The organism is Limnobaculum parvum (genome assembly GCF_003096015.2).
GTDB lineage: Bacteria > Pseudomonadota > Gammaproteobacteria > Enterobacterales > Enterobacteriaceae > Limnobaculum > Limnobaculum parvum.
In genome coordinates, this window is sequence record NZ_CP029185.2 from 2165818 (window position 1) to 2181540 (window position 15723).

Genomic DNA, 15723 nt, shown 5'->3' on the forward strand with positions numbered 1-15723 from the left:
TGGTTATATTCAGGCCAGATAAAATTGAATGTCTGAGAAGAGAGACCCGCCGAAACGGGCCCTATTTTCAGTATTTAGTGAGCGATACTGGTTTGAGCCAGCTTTTCTGGTTGATGCTTATATTGGAAGGTAAAGAAGAACACCACCGCCAGCAGAACCGCATAGGCAGTAAATACCAGCCAGATAGTGTGCCAGTCTTTAACCCCATCAACGGAAAAGTAATCCACGGCTTTACCGCTCAGAATGGCACCAACATAAGCACCCACACCGTTGACCATGGTCATGAACAAGCCTTGTGCACTGGCCCGAATATCCGAACTGACTTCCTGCTCAACAAACACCGAGCCAGAAATATTGAAGAAGTCAAAGGCGCAGCCATAAACGATCATCGACATCAGCAGCAGCACAAAACCCACCGGGGAAGGATCGCCATAGGCAAACAATCCAAAGCGCAGGCACCAAGCCACCATACTTAACAACATGACGGTTTTAATACCAAAGCGTTTAAGGAAGAATGGAATTGTCAGAATAAACAGCACCTCGGACATTTGCGAAACCGACAGCAAAATAGAGGGATACTTCACCACAAAACTGTCTTTAAATTCAGGATTCAGCGCAAAATCGTGCAGGAATGGGCTACCGAAGGTATTGGTGATCTGCAATACCGCGCCTAACAGCATGGCAAACAGAAAGAACACCGCCATTCTTGGTTTTTTGAACAGCACGAAGGCATCCAGTCCCAACATACTGACCCAGGTCTGATTCTGTTTTTTATTCGCCGTCGGAATGGAAGGTAATGTTAATGAATAGACTGCCAGCAGCAGTGAAGCGCCCGAAGCGATATACAACTGCATATTACTTAGCTCAAGGCCCAACAGGCTGATAGTCCACATGGCAACAATAAAACCGATGGTGCCAAATACCCGAATCGGCGGGAAATGACTCACCGTATCCAACCCCGCTTTTTCCAAGCAGGAGTAAGAGATGGTATTAGATAACGCAATGGTTGGCATAAAGGTCATGGCATTCATCAACATGACCCAAAACATTAGGCTTGGTTCATTGATGCTGGCGGCATAGAACAGTGCCACAGCGCACACCAAATGACATAAGGTATAAACCCGATTGGCCCTCACCCACTTATCGGCAACAATACCAATCAGGCTTGGCATCAGTACTGCTGCCAAGCCCTTAGTGCTATACACGATCCCCACCGATGCGCCGTTAAAATGCAGCGTATTGATCATGTAGGAGCCCAGCGTCACCAGCCAGCTTCCCCAAATGAAATACTGTAAAAACGACATGATTTTTAGGCGATTTTTAATTCCCATGTTGTTTTCCCTTTCCGCCATATGGCTGGCTCATCGGTGGTAATACCCTGTTATGTAACATCACAGATAACTTCATTAATGCAGACATTCCTGTCTCCTTATGGATGTTCTCTGTTTTAAGCCAGTTTGCGTAAAAAACCACAAATCAGAGTGATAAAGTTCTGGCGAGACAGTTCAGCAGCAGCCAGCGTTTGAGCATGGGACAGCGTCACCTTACCTAATCCTTCCGCCAGATTAGTAATCGCCGATACCGCAACCACCTTTAACCCACAATGGCGAGCAGAAATAACTTCCGGCACCACTGACATCCCCACCACATCACCGCCGATAATCTGCATCATGCGTATCTCTGCGGCAGTTTCAAAGTTAGGCCCCGGATAAGAAACAAAAACGCCTTCAGACAATGGAAAACCAGACTCTTCAGCCACTTGCTGAAGCAACGCTCGGTAATCTGCATCATAAGCATTTGCCAATGTGAAAAAACGTTCGCCAAAACGTTCGTCGTTCAAACCCACCATCGGTGTGCCCGGCATGGTGTTAATATGATCGTTCAGTGAAACCAAACTGCCCGGTTCAACTTCAGGTCGCAACGAGCCTGCCGCATTGGTTGAAAACAGTAATTCACAACCCAGCAACTTAAAGGTGCGGATAGCATCGGTCATAATGGTCATACCGCGACCTTCATAAAAATGCCCTCTCCCTTTCATGCAGGCTACCGGTACGCCAGACAATGTGCCCAGCACCAACTCGCCGGCATGACCATGAACGGTACTTACCGGAAACCCTGGCAATTTTTCATAAGAGATAGCAACCGCATCTTCAATTTGTTCAGCCAACGCACCCAGTCCAGAACCTAAAATAAACGCCACTCGAGGTATAAAATCGGGTTTATATTGATGAATAATGTCCGCTGCATAAAATGCATTTTGAGATAATTCTATTTGTGACATAACAGTTCCCCTCATTGATTGAGTTTTTTTAATTTTTAATTGCAATAAAGCTTTTCTTTTTAATCCTGTTATTTATACCGACTGCCAAATCACTTTATCCAATATTGTTTTCTCATGGGATCGATATGGATTTAATATTGATTGGTTTCACCCGATTCAATCAATTCCTGTTATAGATAAATTGATATAACTTAACTGACTGAATTCTTGTCTGGAGATAATAATATGCGCGCAATTATTTTAATCATGGCCCCCTTTGGTATCGGAGCAACACCCGATGCTGGTCGTCATGACCCACTAAAGATACGCCCGCTGGGCATTAGGAACTCTCACGCGTTTCGGTTTGTTTTGATTAGACATATTTCAGTGAACCAAACGATACCTTTTCACGAACCTTACTGAATAATCTGGTACGCAAAACCAATCTGCCCGGCTATCTGGAAGAACTGTCATTCATCCGGTACTGTAACTCTCGGTCAAATTAGCAAAGCATTGTTGATAGCACATTTTAATTTAATTCAATAATTGACGATTAAATGCAACATCAGAATAATAAATTGTTCATCCAGAATTAATTCACCGCTCAATTTAATTATTATTTTTGACTTTCATCACAGAAATAAAATCACCATTATTTCACATCACATTATCTGCATTCAGTTTTTAATGACAATGTCCTGTTTTAAATAAGCAAATCATCATTAATATTAAAATTATATTAATAACTAAAAATTGAATATTGGTTTTCATTCGTTCTCCCCTTCAATAATACAGCGCCATCACTTTATTCCGGCATCACAACAATCAAACGCGCTTCGGGAATCGCTTCCCAAATATGCTTATTGGACAAAGGGAATAACATTAATGAAAAAATATCTCTCCGGCATGGTTGCCCTTACCGCGGTAGCCGTCAGCCCCGCGACTCAGGCTGAATATCTCTGGGGTTTTGCTGATATCGGCATTCACTATCTTGACTGGACATCCCACACCACCCACCGAACATCGAATAAGTCCCATAAAGATGACTTTGCCTATCTGGAACTGGAAGGCGGTGCCGGTTTTACTTGGGGTGAAACTTATGGCTTTTTTGACTGGGAAAACCCTTTCAATGGTCGACACGATAAACCGGGTAGCGAGCAGCGTTATACCTTTAAAAACACTAACCGTATCTATCTTGGGCATACCGGTCTTAACCTCTACGGCCATGTTTATGGTACCTACGGTTCGCCAAACGGTAGAAACTTCCATGATGTGATGGCCCTTTACGGCTTAGGCTATAACGTTAAGTTGGAGCAGTTCTGGTTTAAACCCTTTATCGCCAAACGCTACACCGACCAAACCTATTACAGCGGCAATAACGGTTATGTGTTTGGTTGGGTGGCTGGTTATGACTTTAATCTCTGGAATGAAAAGTTCGCACTGACCAACTGGACAGAATATGAGTTCGACCGTGCGGCTCGCTACGCCGCCGGTAACGGAGGAAAAGAAGGTATCAACGGTGCTGTTGCCCTCTGGTGGAAACCGAACCCATCCATCACCACTGGAGTTCAATATCGCTATGCGGATAACAAACTGGGGGAAAGCTTCCTGCAGGACGGTGTCATTTATTCGATTAAATATAATTTTTAATCGATTTTTAGCTAATACAAAGCCTGTGAGATCGAAAATTCACAGGCTCGTTCTCTAAAAATTTTTAGCACCATATATGATCTTCTGCTCACATCGCCTATTCCGCTCTCCTTTTTGACAAAAAAATGTCGTTTACCTGAAAAGCAGCACGTTATGTGGTGTCATTTCACTTTTATTTTGAGATGCTTGTAAACCGCTCTAATCACATCATAGAAATAAAAACAACCTACTGATATATAAGTACAAAGGTCATGATATGAAACAGTTAATGATTTCTGATGGATGTTTTCGGTTAAGTGATACCAAAACCCTAACCTTACCGACATTCAGCTTAAATGAAGGCGAAAGCTGGGGATTTGTCGGTTCTAACGGCAGTGGGAAATCGGTACTGGCCAGAGCATTATCTGATGAGCTAATCCTACTCAACGGTTCCCGTCATAACAATTTTCAACATATTGTTCGCCTGTCATTTGAACAACTACAAAAAATTATTGAAGAAGAATGGCAGCGCAATAACACCGATCTGTTAAGCGAAGGCGAAGATGACACCGGCCGAACCACCGCCGAAATCATTCAATTAGAACATCGCGATGAGGCCCGATGCCGACAGTTGGCCGATATGTTTGGTATCAGCCATCTGCTCAGCCGCCGTTTTAAATATCTCTCTACCGGAGAGACGCGTAAAACGTTACTGTGTCAGGCGCTTATCTCTTCTCCCGACCTATTAATTTTAGATGAACCATTCGATGGGTTAGATGTGGCCTCGCGTCAACAATTAGCCAATTTATTGGCGGAACTCTCCATCAATGGTCTAACGCTGGTACTGGTTCTCAATCGGTTTGATCAAATTCCAGACTTTATTACCCACGTTGGCGTACTGGCAGATTGCCATCTGACCCGCATTGGCTCTCGTCAGGAGATTCTGTCAGAAGCCCTGATAGCTCAATTGGCCCAAAGCGAACGTATTGCGGGCATTTCGTTGCCTCCCCCTGAAGCCACCACCGAACGTACATTTTCTGCCGATACCCCATTGATAACCCTGAATAACTGCCTAATTACCTATAATGACCAACCCATTATTAACGGCCTTAACTGGCAGGTTAAGTCGGATGAACACTGGCAAATTGTCGGCCCTAACGGTGCCGGTAAATCGACCTTACTCAGTCTAATTACCGGAGATCACCCCCAAGGGTACAGCAATGACTTAACGTTATTTGGTCGCCGTCGAGGCAGTGGAGAAACCATATGGGACATCAAAAAGCATATTGGTTATGTCAGCAGCAGCCTGCATCAGGACTATCGCGTTAGCACCAGCGTACGTAATGTGATTCTTTCCGGCTATCTGGATTCTATTGGTATTTATCAGGCGACTTCCGATACTCAGGAAAAACTCACTCAGCATTGGCTGGATATGTTAGCGCTCAGCCAGCAGGCCGATAGCCCTTTTCACTCTCTATCTTGGGGACAACAGCGATTAACCCTGATAGCTAGAGCACTGGTAAAACATCCTACTCTATTGATTCTTGATGAGCCGCTACAGGGGCTCGATCCACTCAACCGTCAACTGGTCAAACGTTGGATTGATGTGTTGATGAGTGACGGAAATAGCCAATTGCTATTTGTTTCCCATCATGCAGAAGATGCACCTAAATGTATCACCCATCGTCTGAGCTTTATTTCTACCGGCAATAGCTATGCTTATGCAATAGAACAGCTACCGGATTGAGGAAATTCGTCGACTATACTTACCCAGAGTGACTGAAAAAACATTATATCAGCCAATGAATACAGGGAAATCTTATGTCCAGTGCTTTAATTATCATTGATCTTATTGAAGAGATTGTCGGCGAACACGGGCGCTCTAACAGTAGCCATCAGCAAGTTCAGGCACGCCGTCTGATTCCATTAACCAATCAGGCTGTGGCTTTCGCCCGCCGACACCATGTTCCTGTTATCTGGGTGAAGGTCGGTTTTGCCGATGATTATCACGATATACCACCTTACTCCCCGCTGTTCAATCTGGCGAAAAAAAATGGCGCTCTGCGTCTGAGCGATTCTGGCTGTCAGTGGGTGAAAGATCTGGATGTACAGCCTGAAGATGAAGTGGTAATCAAAAAAGCGATTTCTGCCTTCGCGGGCAATAATCTTTATGACTGGCTAACCGGTCGGGGATATGACCATATTCTGTTAGGCGGTGTAAGCTCCTTGATGGCTATCCAGAGTACGGCTCGCCAGGCTCACGATCTGGGATTTAAAGTCACGGTGCTGGAAGATTTGTGTGCCGCCGCCTCCCCTGAACTCCATCAGCAAAGTATGCAGTCCCTTACGCCATTAGCTGAAATCACCACCAGCATGCAGTGGCAGGAACATAGCGCTTCATAATCAGACTCGCTATGTTTTATCATTTTGATTGCCCCGCGCGGGTTGTGCGGGGTATCTCGTTACCCTCGCTATTCATATTCCCCCTAAAAATGTAAACGCTTTCATTTTTTTATCCCGATCACCTTTTCCCCTATTTTTGTTGTGCTATCATTGCCTCAATTACTTTATATGCGGAGAGAATCTTGTGAATGTTCTGATTACAGGTGGTATCGGTTACATAGGCAGTCATACGTGCGTTCAACTGATTAAGTCTGGGCATACCCCGGTTATTATTGATAACTTATGTAACAGTAAGGCCAGCGTACTTCAGCGAATTGAACAGCTAACCGGCCACAAGCCAACGTTCTACAACGGTGATGTTCGCGATGCCGCTTTACTGGATAAGATTTTTGCTGAACATCGCATTGACTCCGTCATCCATTTTGCTGCGCTAAAAGCGGTCGGAGAGTCCGTTAACAAGCCGCTGGAATATTATGATAATAACATTCACGGCTCACTAACGCTGGTCGATGCCATGCGCCGAGCCGGCGTTAAGAACTTTATTTTTAGCTCATCCGCAACGGTATATGGCGATCAACCAATTACCCCTTACGTGGAAACCATGGAAACCCGCCGTCCTTCCAGCCCTTATGGCAACAGCAAATTGATTATCGAACAGTGTCTGGAAGATATCCAAAAAGCGCAGCCGGACATGAGTGTAGCGCTGTTACGTTACTTCAATCCGGTTGGAGCACACTCTTCCGGTTTGATGGGGGAAGATCCACAGGGCATTCCTAATAATCTGATGCCATTTATTGCTCAGGTAGCCGTTGGTCGTCGTGAATGTCTCTCTATTTTTGGAAACGATTACCCAACGCCAGATGGCACCTGCGTACGCGATTATATTCACGTAGTCGACGTAGCCGACGGCCACGTTGCCGCACTGAATAAGGTGACTAATCATCCTGGTACTTATGTCTACAATTTGGGTGCTGGCTTTGGTTACAGTGTGCTGGATGTCGTGAATGCCTTTAGTAAAGCCTGTGGTAAACCGGTTCCTTATCAGTTCGCTCCCCGCCGTGGTGGCGATCTGGCCAGCTACTGGGCAGACTCAACCAAAGCAGCAAATGAATTAGGCTGGCAGGTAAAACTGAACCTAGACGACATGTGTGCAGATACCTGGCGTTGGCAATCAATGAATCCACAAGGCTATCCCGATGAGTAACACTAACTCTGCTGGTTTTAATCCTGTTGATCATCCACATCGTCGGTTTAATCCACTAACTGGGCAGTGGATTCTGGTCTCTCCCCATCGGGCTAAACGCCCGTGGCAGGGGCAACAAGAATCGGTAGACCATACCCGTCAACCGACCCACGATCCGGACTGTTTTTTATGTGCTGGTAACACGCGGGTAACCGGAGATATTAATCCCGATTACCGTGGAACCTATGTGTTCACCAATGACTTTGCCGCGCTGATGCCGGATACCCCTGACGCAGAACAATCTACTGACCCGCTAATGCGCTGCCAAAGCGCACGCGGAACCAGTCGAGTAATCTGTTTCTCGCCTGACCACAGCAAAAGCCTACCGGAGTTATCCCTTCCCGCTTTAGAAGAGATTATCCGTACTTGGCAACAGCAGTTGGACGATCTGGGAAAAAGCTATCCTTGGGTGCAAATTTTTGAGAATAAAGGCGCGGCTATGGGGTGCTCTAATCCCCATCCTCATGGACAAATATGGGCTAACAGCTTTCTACCCAACGAGGCCGAACGCGAAGATCGCCTGCAGCGCGAATATTTTGAACAGCAACACTCACCCATGTTGGTGGATTATGTCACGCGGGAAATAGCCGACGGTAGCCGTACCGTTGTAGAAACTGAACACTGGCTGGCAGTCGTTCCTTACTGGGCTGCCTGGCCTTTTGAAACCCTGCTGTTACCGAAAGTTCATGCTCGCCATCTGGGCGAGCTAAACGCTGAACAGCGTCAGGATCTGGCTCTGGCGCTGAAAAAACTCACCAGCCGTTACGACAATCTGTTTCAGTGCTCCTTCCCTTACTCTATGGGTTGGCACGGTGCGCCGTTTAACGGACAAGATAACTTGCACTGGCAATTACATGCTCACTTCTACCCACCGTTGTTGCGTTCTGCGACGGTCCGTAAATTTATGGTGGGTTATGAAATGATGGCAGAGTCACAGCGAGACCTCACCGCAGAGCAGGCAGCAGAACGCCTGAGAGCAGTAAGTGATGTGCATTACAATGAATCAGGAGTGCCAAATGAGTGATTTAAAGCAAAAGACCCAAGCTATTTTTCAACAACAGTTTGGCTATGTCCCTGAAGCCACCATTCAAGCCCCGGGAAGAGTCAACCTAATCGGTGAACATACCGATTACAACGACGGCTTTGTTCTGCCTTGCGCCATCGATTACCAGACGATCATTAGCTGCGCTAAACGCGATGATAATCAGGTACGAGTGATTGCCGCTGACTACCACAGCCAACAGGATAGCTTCACGCTTGGTGAGGATATTGCCTCTCATCCTGAATATATGTGGGCTAACTATATTCGCGGCGTGATTCTATTTTTACAACAGCGCGCACCGGGATTTGGCGGTGCCGATTTGGTGATTAGCGGTAACGTACCTCAGGGTGCCGGTTTAAGCTCCTCCGCCTCACTGGAAGTTGCCGTTGGTAAAGCTTTTCAGGTGCTGTATCAGTTACCGCTGGACGGTGTAGCGCTGGCCCTGAACGGACAACAGGCTGAGAATCAGTTTGTGGGTTGTAACTGCGGCATTATGGATCAGCTAATCTCTTCACTTGGCAAAAAAGATCATGCTCTGCTGATTGACTGCCGTAGTCTTAACACCAAAGCCGTCTCGATGCCTGAAGACATGGCGGTGATTATTATCAACTCCAACGTGAAACGTGGGCTGGTTGACAGCGAATACAACACCCGCCGTAAACAGTGCGAATCGGCAGCTGACTTTTTTAACGTGACGGCACTGCGTGATGTCACTATTGAACAATTGAATGCGGCTAAAGCAAATCTGGATCCGTTGGTCTTTAAACGGGCTCGCCACGTCATCACTGAGAATACCCGCACACTGGCTGCGGCTGACGCGTTGGCTGAGGGTAATCTATCTGAACTGGGTCGTTTGATGGCTGAATCGCATATTTCGATGCGTGATGATTTCGAAATTACCGTCCCTGCCATTGACGCTCTGGTTGAAATTATTAAACCGGTTATTGGCAATCGAGGTGGCGTACGTATGACCGGTGGAGGCTTCGGTGGCTGTATTGTGGCGCTGGCACCTCAGGCACTGGTGGATGAGATTCGTCAGGCGGTTCATCAACAATATCATCAGCAAACCGGAATGAAAGAAGTGTTCTATCTTTGCCGAGCATCAGAAGGGGCGGGAACATGCTAGAAACCACCGCAGCGCTGGCCCCAGATGGTCAGCCATTCCATGTTATTACTTTAACTAACTCGTCAGGCACTCAGGCCCAAATGATGGATTGGGGAGCAACCTGGCTTTCTTTACGCATGCCAATGCGTGATGGTTCTGTACGCGAACTGCTGTTGGGTTGCAGTAAACCAGAAGATTACCTGCATCAAAGCGCCTATCTGGGCGCGACCGTTGGGCGTTACGCCAACCGGATCGCTAACGCCCGTTTGAACCGTCATGGCATCGCGACTGAACTAGTGCCTAATCAGGGTGCTCATCAGTTGCACGGTGGTGCCAACAGTTTTGACCAGCGCCGCTGGACCATTGAAAGCCAGAGCGATCAATCAGTAACCTTTAAGATCTACTCGGCCGATGGCGACAATGGCTATCCAGGAAACCTTAGCGCAGAAGTCACCTATATCCTGACGGAAACCAATCGCATTGAGATTAGCTATCTGGCTAGTGTCGACCGCGATTGTCCAATCAACCTAACCAATCATGCCTATTTCAATCTGGATGGTAAAAATCAGGACAGCCGCCAGCATCAACTGCAAATCAATGCCGACGACTTTCTGCCCGTCGATAGCGAAGGGATCCCCGATGCGGGCCTGACTCAGGTTAATGGTTTAAGTATGGATTTCCGTCAGCCTAAAACCCTGATGCAAGATTTCCTGACCGATGAATACCAGCGTAAGGTTAGCGGTTATGACCATGCTTACCTGCTGTCACCCGAGTGCCGCAGCGGAGAGCACGCAGCGGCACTGCTCTGGTCTGCAGATAATAAGGTGAGAATGAGCGTATTTACCACTAAACCTGCGCTTCAGTTGTATAGCGGTAATTTTTTGCAGGGTACGCCATCCCGCGATGGTAAAACCTATGACAGCTTTGCTGGTATCGCGCTGGAAAGTGAGTTTTTGCCAGACAGCCCTAATCACCCCGAGTGGTCACAGCCTGACTGCTGGTTCGCGCCACAGCAAATCTATCGCTCTTCAACGGTCTATCAATTTGATTTAGTTTAACTATCAATATTGTTAAACGTCTGGTTCCAAGCCCGAAACGCCTGTCATTTCGGGCTTTTTACTCCGCCCATCCGCTCCGTTATGAATAACTTCATCTATCATTAACTCATGCCCTTCTATTTGAATTTATTTCAATAAGAGTATAGTGATAATCATTATCATTTGATGAATTATGTGTAAAGGAGATAACAATGGCTGTAACAAAACTAGTTCTTGTCAGACATGGTGAAAGCGAGTGGAATAAAGAGAACCGTTTTACCGGTTGGACTGACGTAGAACTGTCCGATAAAGGCAGAGCCGAAGCGGCTCAGGCCGGTGAACTGTTAAAAGCGGAAGGTTTTTCCTTTGATTTTGCTTATACTTCCGTGCTGAAAAGAGCGATTCATACGTTGTGGAGTATTCTGGATAAAATGGATGCCCAATGGTTACCGGTTGAAAAATCTTGGAAACTGAATGAACGTCACTATGGCGCACTTCAAGGGCTAAACAAAGCAGAAACCGCACAAAAATATGGTGATGAACAGGTTAAGCTTTGGCGTCGTGGTTTTGCCATTACACCTCCAGAACTAACCAAAGAAGATGAGCGTTATCCTGGTCACGACCCACGCTATGCCAAACTAAAACCAGCCGAACTGCCCGTAACCGAAAGTCTGGCAACCACTATCGAGCGGGTAATCCCTTACTGGAGTGATGTTATCAAACCACGGATTGCCAGCGGAGAGCGCGTGATTATTGCTGCTCACGGTAATTCTATTCGTGCTCTGGTGAAGTATCTGGATAATATGACCGAGGATGAAATTCTGGAACTCAATATTCCCACTGGCGTACCGTTGGTGTATGAATTTGATGAGAATATGAATCCGATTAAACACTACTATCTTGGTGATGCTGATGAAATAGCCGCCAAGGCTGCGGCGGTAGCTAATCAGGGCAAAGCGAAGTAAATATACGCTAAATATAATAAAACGGGGGAGCCTTGGCTCCCCCGTTTTATTATATTTCAGGCATTGTCCATTACTTACCGCGACGGGCCTGAACCGCATAGGCTAGATTTTGCAGCAGCAATTCAGTGTCGTCCCAGCCGATGCAAGCATCGGTAACGCTTTGACCGTAAATTAGCGGTTCGCCGCTTTCCAAGCTCTGAGCACCTTCCACCAGATGGCTTTCGACCATCACGCCAGTAATAGCACCATCACCACCGGCTATTTGCTGACATACGCTCTCGCACACTTCCATCTGCTTTTTATACTGTTTGCTACTGTTCGCATGGCTGAAGTCGATCATGACATTCAAAGGTAACTTGGCCTTATTCAGACTCTCTTTTACGTTTTTCACATCTTCAGGGCTGTAATTTGGCGCTTTACCACCGCGCAGGATGATATGGCAATCATGATTACCGCGCGTATTCACAATGGCCGAATGACCATATTTAGTCACCGACAGAAAACAATGTGGTGCACCCGCAGCGTTAATCGCATCGATCGCGACTTTAATCGTTCCGTCAGTACCATTCTTAAAACCAACCGGGCAGGATAATCCTGACGCCAGTTCACGGTGAACCTGTGATTCAGTGGTACGAGCACCAATGGCGCCCCAACTCATCAAATCCGCCAGATATTGCGGAGTAATCATATCCAGAAATTCACCGGCGGTTGGCAAGCCGCTGTCATTAATATCCAGCAGCAGTTTACGTGCAATGCGTAAACCATCATTAATTTGATAGCTGTTATCCAGATTAGGATCGTTAATCAGCCCTTTCCAACCCACGGTAGTACGCGGTTTTTCAAAGTAGACCCGCATAACGATTTCTAGGTCTTTATCAAGGCGCTTACGCACCTCGGCCAGACGGCGAGAATACTCAAGGGCTGCATCAACATCATGAATAGAACAAGGCCCAATCACCACTAGCAGACGATCGTCTTCACCCACCAGAATATTATGAATCGCCTCGCGGGAAGCCGCGACCGTCAACGCCGCTTTCTCCGTAGCAGGATACTTCTCCAGCAACGCAACCGGAGGTAACAGCTCATTAATCTCTTTTATTCTTATATCGTCATTTTGGTAGTTCATTTTTACCCGCTCGGTGTCTAATCAAACAACAATATTACAGCCTACAACAATCGGATACGCGCAAACAAGCCTATGGCGAAGATTATGTTGATGTATTTTGTTGTGGGTTATTGACTATGTTATTTATCTCTACTAGCGCGGAGAACATGAACGCATCGAATCATTTAATAGTCCCTCATCACGGTTTATCTCCGCTGGCGCGGAGAACATTCAACTGATTTCCGTACTGCTGATTCAGCATACGGTTTATCTCCGCTGGCGCGGAGAACATAGACAATCATGGATGAGGGGGCGGTCGACGACCGGTTTATCTCCGCTGGCGCGGAGAACATACCAAAACCAGAAACAGCAATAACGAGGCCTGCGGTTTATCTCCGCTGGCGCGGAGAACATCTGCTTTCAGTAATCACGATTCAAATAGCCGCCGGTTTATCTCCGCTGGCGCGGAGAACATCAGTAACTTTTTCTCATGTTTTAAATAATCATCGGTTTATCTCCGCTGGCGCGGAGAACATGCTATTACTCATCCTGATAGTGCTCGCCCAATCGGTTTATCTCCGCTGGCGCGGAGAACATGAGAAAAATGTCATGTTTGAGATGACAGCCAGCGGTTTATCTCCGCTGGCGCGGAGAACATTGCCTCGGCCTGTACCGGTAGTGGCGGATGTTCGGTTTATCTCCGCTGGCGCGGAGAACATCTGTCTGAGCGTCCAGAGCCAGAGGGTTATTGCGGTTTATCTCCGCTGGCGCGGAGAACATCCGGCCAGAATAGGGAGTAATTTCCGTGATACCGGTTTATCTCCGCTGGCGCGGAGAACATGTGAGTGGATAATCAATCGCGTGGGCCATCGTCGGTTTATCTCCGCTGGCGCGGAGAACATGACGCCTGCCCTCCCGCCGTTCTGGTTGACGGCGGTTTATCTCCGCTGGCGCGGAGAACATCGTTCAAGCTCACGGAACCGGTCAGAAGCCTCCGGTTTATCTCCGCTGGCGCGGAGAACATTCCCTGCCCCAGTCGGGGCCTGAATCAACACGCGGTTTATCTCCGCTGGCGCGGAGAACATTACAAAACGATAAGATTGCAGCGAGATGCGCTGGGTTTATCTCCGCTGGCGCGGAGAACATACCGGTTTGTTAGAAGTCATGAGCACATATTCCGGTTTATCTCCGCTGGCGCGGAGAACATTCGGACCATGCAGGACCGAAGTGGTATCCATCCGGTTTATCTCCGCTGGCGCGGAGAACATAGCCCAGGTTAGGCGGGTGTCCTCGCTAATGTCGGTTTATCTCCGCTGGCGCGGAGAACATTCGCATGCGAAATTTTTATGCTGTTATTTTGGCGGTTTATCTCCGCTGGCGCGGAGAACATGAATACTGCTGATATGATCCATGTAGTGGATGCGGTTTATCTCCGCTGGCGCGGAGAACATATCGGACGTCTCTCGTAAATCTGTCATACCGGCGGTTTATCTCCGCTGGCGCGGAGAACATCAGTTTTTCACCCAGCAGCCGTTGTTCGCGATCGGTTTATCTCCGCTGGCGCGGAGAACATGTTGGGGCCAGAGCTAAAATATCGGCATGTGACGGTTTATCTCCGCTGGCGCGGAGAACATACTAAATATAGCTAACTGTTTTATAATGACATTTATAGCACTAAAATATCCACCAACTTTTTTATATTTTTAAAGAACCATAACCAATTGATTTTAAATGGGTAGAAATGAGACTAACCTTAATCCATCCAGATCTACCGGAATACGGCGGTTATCACCCCATGTTTGAAAGTCAAATCCTGACTCCGTATTTGTCGCCCATCCCATAACCACATTGCCTTCGTCAGCAAGATGTATAATTTGCTGCCAAATCATCTCCCTGACCTTACGCGAGGTATTGCCAATATAAACACCTGCTCGCACCTCAAGTAACCAAATAGCAAGCCTCCCTCTCAGTCGTTGAGGAACCGCTTCAGTCACTACCACTAACATCGACATTATCCCTTACTCCTGTATCCCACATCACTTAATGATTCTGGTTCAGGTATTGCTGGAGGTTGAGCATCAACAAAAGGTTCAGGTAATGGGATTTCACCTGCGGATAGAACCTCCTCAATCAATGGTATCAAACGGGCAAGCGTCTTTTGGCTACGGAAAATATCTCGACATGCAAGACGAACTTCTTTATTGGGAGATCGTGGTTGACGAGCAGCTATCTCGAATGCAACAGGAACAACACCTTCAAATTTAATAATATCCGCAATATCATAAACAAATGACAGAGGCTTTCCTGAATGAACAAACCCAATAGCAGGAGCATAACCTGCCGCCAGAACAGCCGCCTCAGTAATACCATATAGGCAAGCAGTTGCCGCACTAATACACTGATTTACAACATCACCTTTTTCCCAATCTTTGGGATCATAGCGTCGACCATTCCACTTCACACCATAACGTTTAGCTAATAAGCTATATGTTTGCCGAACTCTTGAACCTTCAATACCACGCAATTGATCTACTGAACGTCGACTTGGCGCTGGCTCGCCAAAGCGAAGCTCAAACATTTTACGCACGACTTTTAAACGAAGTTCTTCATCCAATGCCAATTTAGCCTGATACAGTAAACGATCCGAACGTGCCCCCCCGGGCTGCCCACTGGCATACATTCTTACTCCGGCTTCTCCTACCCAAACTAACAATGTACCTGTTGTTGCGGCTAACCTTACTGCTGCGTGAGAAATACGGGTTCCTGGCTCCAGCATGATGCAAGCAACCGAACCCAATGGAATATGAGTTCGAATGCCCGTTTTATCAATCAAGACAAAAGCACCATCGATTACATCAATTTGCCCATACTGCAAAAAGATCATAGAAGTTCGATCTTTTATAGGGATAGGACTTAAAGGAATATAACTCATCC

Annotated in this window: 13 protein-coding genes and 1 CRISPR repeat array; of the genes, 8 read left to right on the plus strand and 5 right to left on the minus strand. The window is 46.9% G+C overall.

What is annotated here, in order from left to right:
• Nucleotides 1–74: 74 nt before the first annotated feature.
• Together HYN51_RS08975 and xapA are read right to left on the minus strand one after the other, a co-directional pair.
• Nucleotides 75–1331: a nucleoside permease gene (locus HYN51_RS08975; RefSeq protein WP_108899724.1), complete on the minus strand. Its 1257-nt coding sequence runs from the start codon at nt 1329–1331 to the stop codon at nt 75–77.
• A 116-nt stretch (nt 1332–1447) separates the two neighbouring features.
• Nucleotides 1448–2281, minus strand: a complete 834-nt coding sequence (xapA, locus tag HYN51_RS08980; protein WP_108899725.1) for a xanthosine phosphorylase — start codon at nt 2279–2281, stop codon at nt 1448–1450.
• Between the two features lie 864 nt (nt 2282–3145).
• Between xapA and HYN51_RS08985 the strand changes: the two genes are divergently transcribed.
• The 8 genes from HYN51_RS08985 to gpmA all read left to right on the plus strand — a co-directional run bounded on the left by HYN51_RS08985 (nt 3146) and on the right by gpmA (nt 11684).
• A complete protein-coding gene (locus tag HYN51_RS08985) occupies nt 3146–3910 on the plus strand; it encodes a nucleoside-specific channel-forming Tsx family protein (protein WP_108899726.1) in 765 nt (254 codons plus the stop codon).
• Between the two features lie 256 nt (nt 3911–4166).
• Nucleotides 4167–5636 carry a molybdate ABC transporter ATP-binding protein ModF gene (gene modF / locus HYN51_RS08990; RefSeq protein ID WP_108899727.1) on the plus strand — a complete coding sequence of 490 codons (1470 nt, stop codon included), beginning with the start codon at nt 4167–4169 and terminating at the stop codon, nt 5634–5636.
• Between the two features lie 74 nt (nt 5637–5710).
• Nucleotides 5711–6292, plus strand: coding sequence for a cysteine hydrolase family protein (locus HYN51_RS08995; protein ID WP_108899728.1), 582 nt, complete (start codon nt 5711–5713; stop codon nt 6290–6292).
• Nucleotides 6293–6476: 184 nt separating this feature from the next.
• Nucleotides 6477–7496: a UDP-glucose 4-epimerase GalE gene (gene galE, locus HYN51_RS09000; RefSeq protein WP_108899729.1), complete on the plus strand. Its 1020-nt coding sequence runs from the start codon at nt 6477–6479 to the stop codon at nt 7494–7496.
• Nucleotides 7489–8559, plus strand: a complete 1071-nt coding sequence (gene galT, locus HYN51_RS09005) for a galactose-1-phosphate uridylyltransferase (RefSeq protein WP_108899730.1) — start codon at nt 7489–7491, stop codon at nt 8557–8559. The genes galE and galT overlap by 8 nt, the downstream gene beginning before the upstream one ends.
• Nucleotides 8552–9703 carry a galactokinase gene (galK, locus tag HYN51_RS09010; RefSeq protein ID WP_108899731.1) on the plus strand — a complete coding sequence of 384 codons (1152 nt, stop codon included), beginning with the start codon at nt 8552–8554 and terminating at the stop codon, nt 9701–9703. Before galT ends, galK begins: the two co-directional genes overlap by 8 nt.
• Nucleotides 9697–10740, plus strand: a complete 1044-nt coding sequence (galM, locus tag HYN51_RS09015; protein ID WP_108899732.1) for a galactose-1-epimerase — start codon at nt 9697–9699, stop codon at nt 10738–10740. The genes galK and galM overlap by 7 nt, the downstream gene beginning before the upstream one ends.
• Nucleotides 10741–10931: 191 nt before the next feature.
• Entirely contained in the window at nt 10932–11684 is a 753-nt protein-coding gene (gene gpmA / locus HYN51_RS09020; RefSeq protein ID WP_108899733.1) for a 2,3-diphosphoglycerate-dependent phosphoglycerate mutase, read from the plus strand.
• A 70-nt stretch (nt 11685–11754) separates the two neighbouring features.
• Here the strand turns inward: gpmA and aroG are convergent, their stop codons facing one another.
• The 3 genes from aroG to cas1e all read right to left on the minus strand — a co-directional run bounded on the left by aroG (nt 11755) and on the right by cas1e (nt 15721).
• The gene (aroG, locus tag HYN51_RS09025) at nt 11755–12810 is read right to left on the minus strand and encodes a 3-deoxy-7-phosphoheptulonate synthase AroG (protein ID WP_108899734.1); all 1056 of its coding nucleotides are present in this window, start codon (nt 12808–12810) and stop codon (nt 11755–11757) included.
• A gap of 181 nt (nt 12811–12991) precedes the next feature.
• Nucleotides 12992–14423: a CRISPR direct-repeat array (repeat unit 29 nt; unit sequence CGGTTTATCTCCGCTGGCGCGGAGAACAT).
• A 93-nt stretch (nt 14424–14516) separates the two neighbouring features.
• Entirely contained in the window at nt 14517–14801 is a 285-nt protein-coding gene (cas2e, locus tag HYN51_RS09030) for a type I-E CRISPR-associated endoribonuclease Cas2e (RefSeq protein ID WP_108899735.1), read from the minus strand.
• The gene (gene cas1e / locus HYN51_RS09035) at nt 14801–15721 is read right to left on the minus strand and encodes a type I-E CRISPR-associated endonuclease Cas1e (RefSeq protein ID WP_108899736.1); all 921 of its coding nucleotides are present in this window, start codon (nt 15719–15721) and stop codon (nt 14801–14803) included. Before cas1e ends, cas2e begins: the two co-directional genes overlap by 1 nt.
• Nucleotides 15722–15723: the final 2 nt, after the last annotated feature.

Coding starts and splice junctions, on each gene's coding strand:
- HYN51_RS08995 (WP_108899728.1), top strand. CDS start 5,711: ATGTCCAGTGCTTTAATTATCATTGATCTTATTGAAGAGATTGTCGGC.
- gpmA (WP_108899733.1), top strand. CDS start 10,932: ATGGCTGTAACAAAACTAGTTCTTGTCAGACATGGTGAAAGCGAGTGG.
- galK (WP_108899731.1), top strand. CDS start 8,552: ATGAGTGATTTAAAGCAAAAGACCCAAGCTATTTTTCAACAACAGTTT.
- galM (WP_108899732.1), top strand. CDS start 9,697: ATGCTAGAAACCACCGCAGCGCTGGCCCCAGATGGTCAGCCATTCCAT.
- galT (WP_108899730.1), top strand. CDS start 7,489: ATGAGTAACACTAACTCTGCTGGTTTTAATCCTGTTGATCATCCACAT.
- HYN51_RS08975 (WP_108899724.1), bottom strand. CDS start 1,331: ATGGGAATTAAAAATCGCCTAAAAATCATGTCGTTTTTACAGTATTTC.
- cas2e (WP_108899735.1), bottom strand. CDS start 14,801: ATGTCGATGTTAGTGGTAGTGACTGAAGCGGTTCCTCAACGACTGAGA.
- HYN51_RS08985 (WP_108899726.1), top strand. CDS start 3,146: ATGAAAAAATATCTCTCCGGCATGGTTGCCCTTACCGCGGTAGCCGTC.
- cas1e (WP_108899736.1), bottom strand. CDS start 15,721: ATGAGTTATATTCCTTTAAGTCCTATCCCTATAAAAGATCGAACTTCT.
- aroG (WP_108899734.1), bottom strand. CDS start 12,810: ATGAACTACCAAAATGACGATATAAGAATAAAAGAGATTAATGAGCTG.
- modF (WP_108899727.1), top strand. CDS start 4,167: ATGAAACAGTTAATGATTTCTGATGGATGTTTTCGGTTAAGTGATACC.
- xapA (WP_108899725.1), bottom strand. CDS start 2,281: ATGTCACAAATAGAATTATCTCAAAATGCATTTTATGCAGCGGACATT.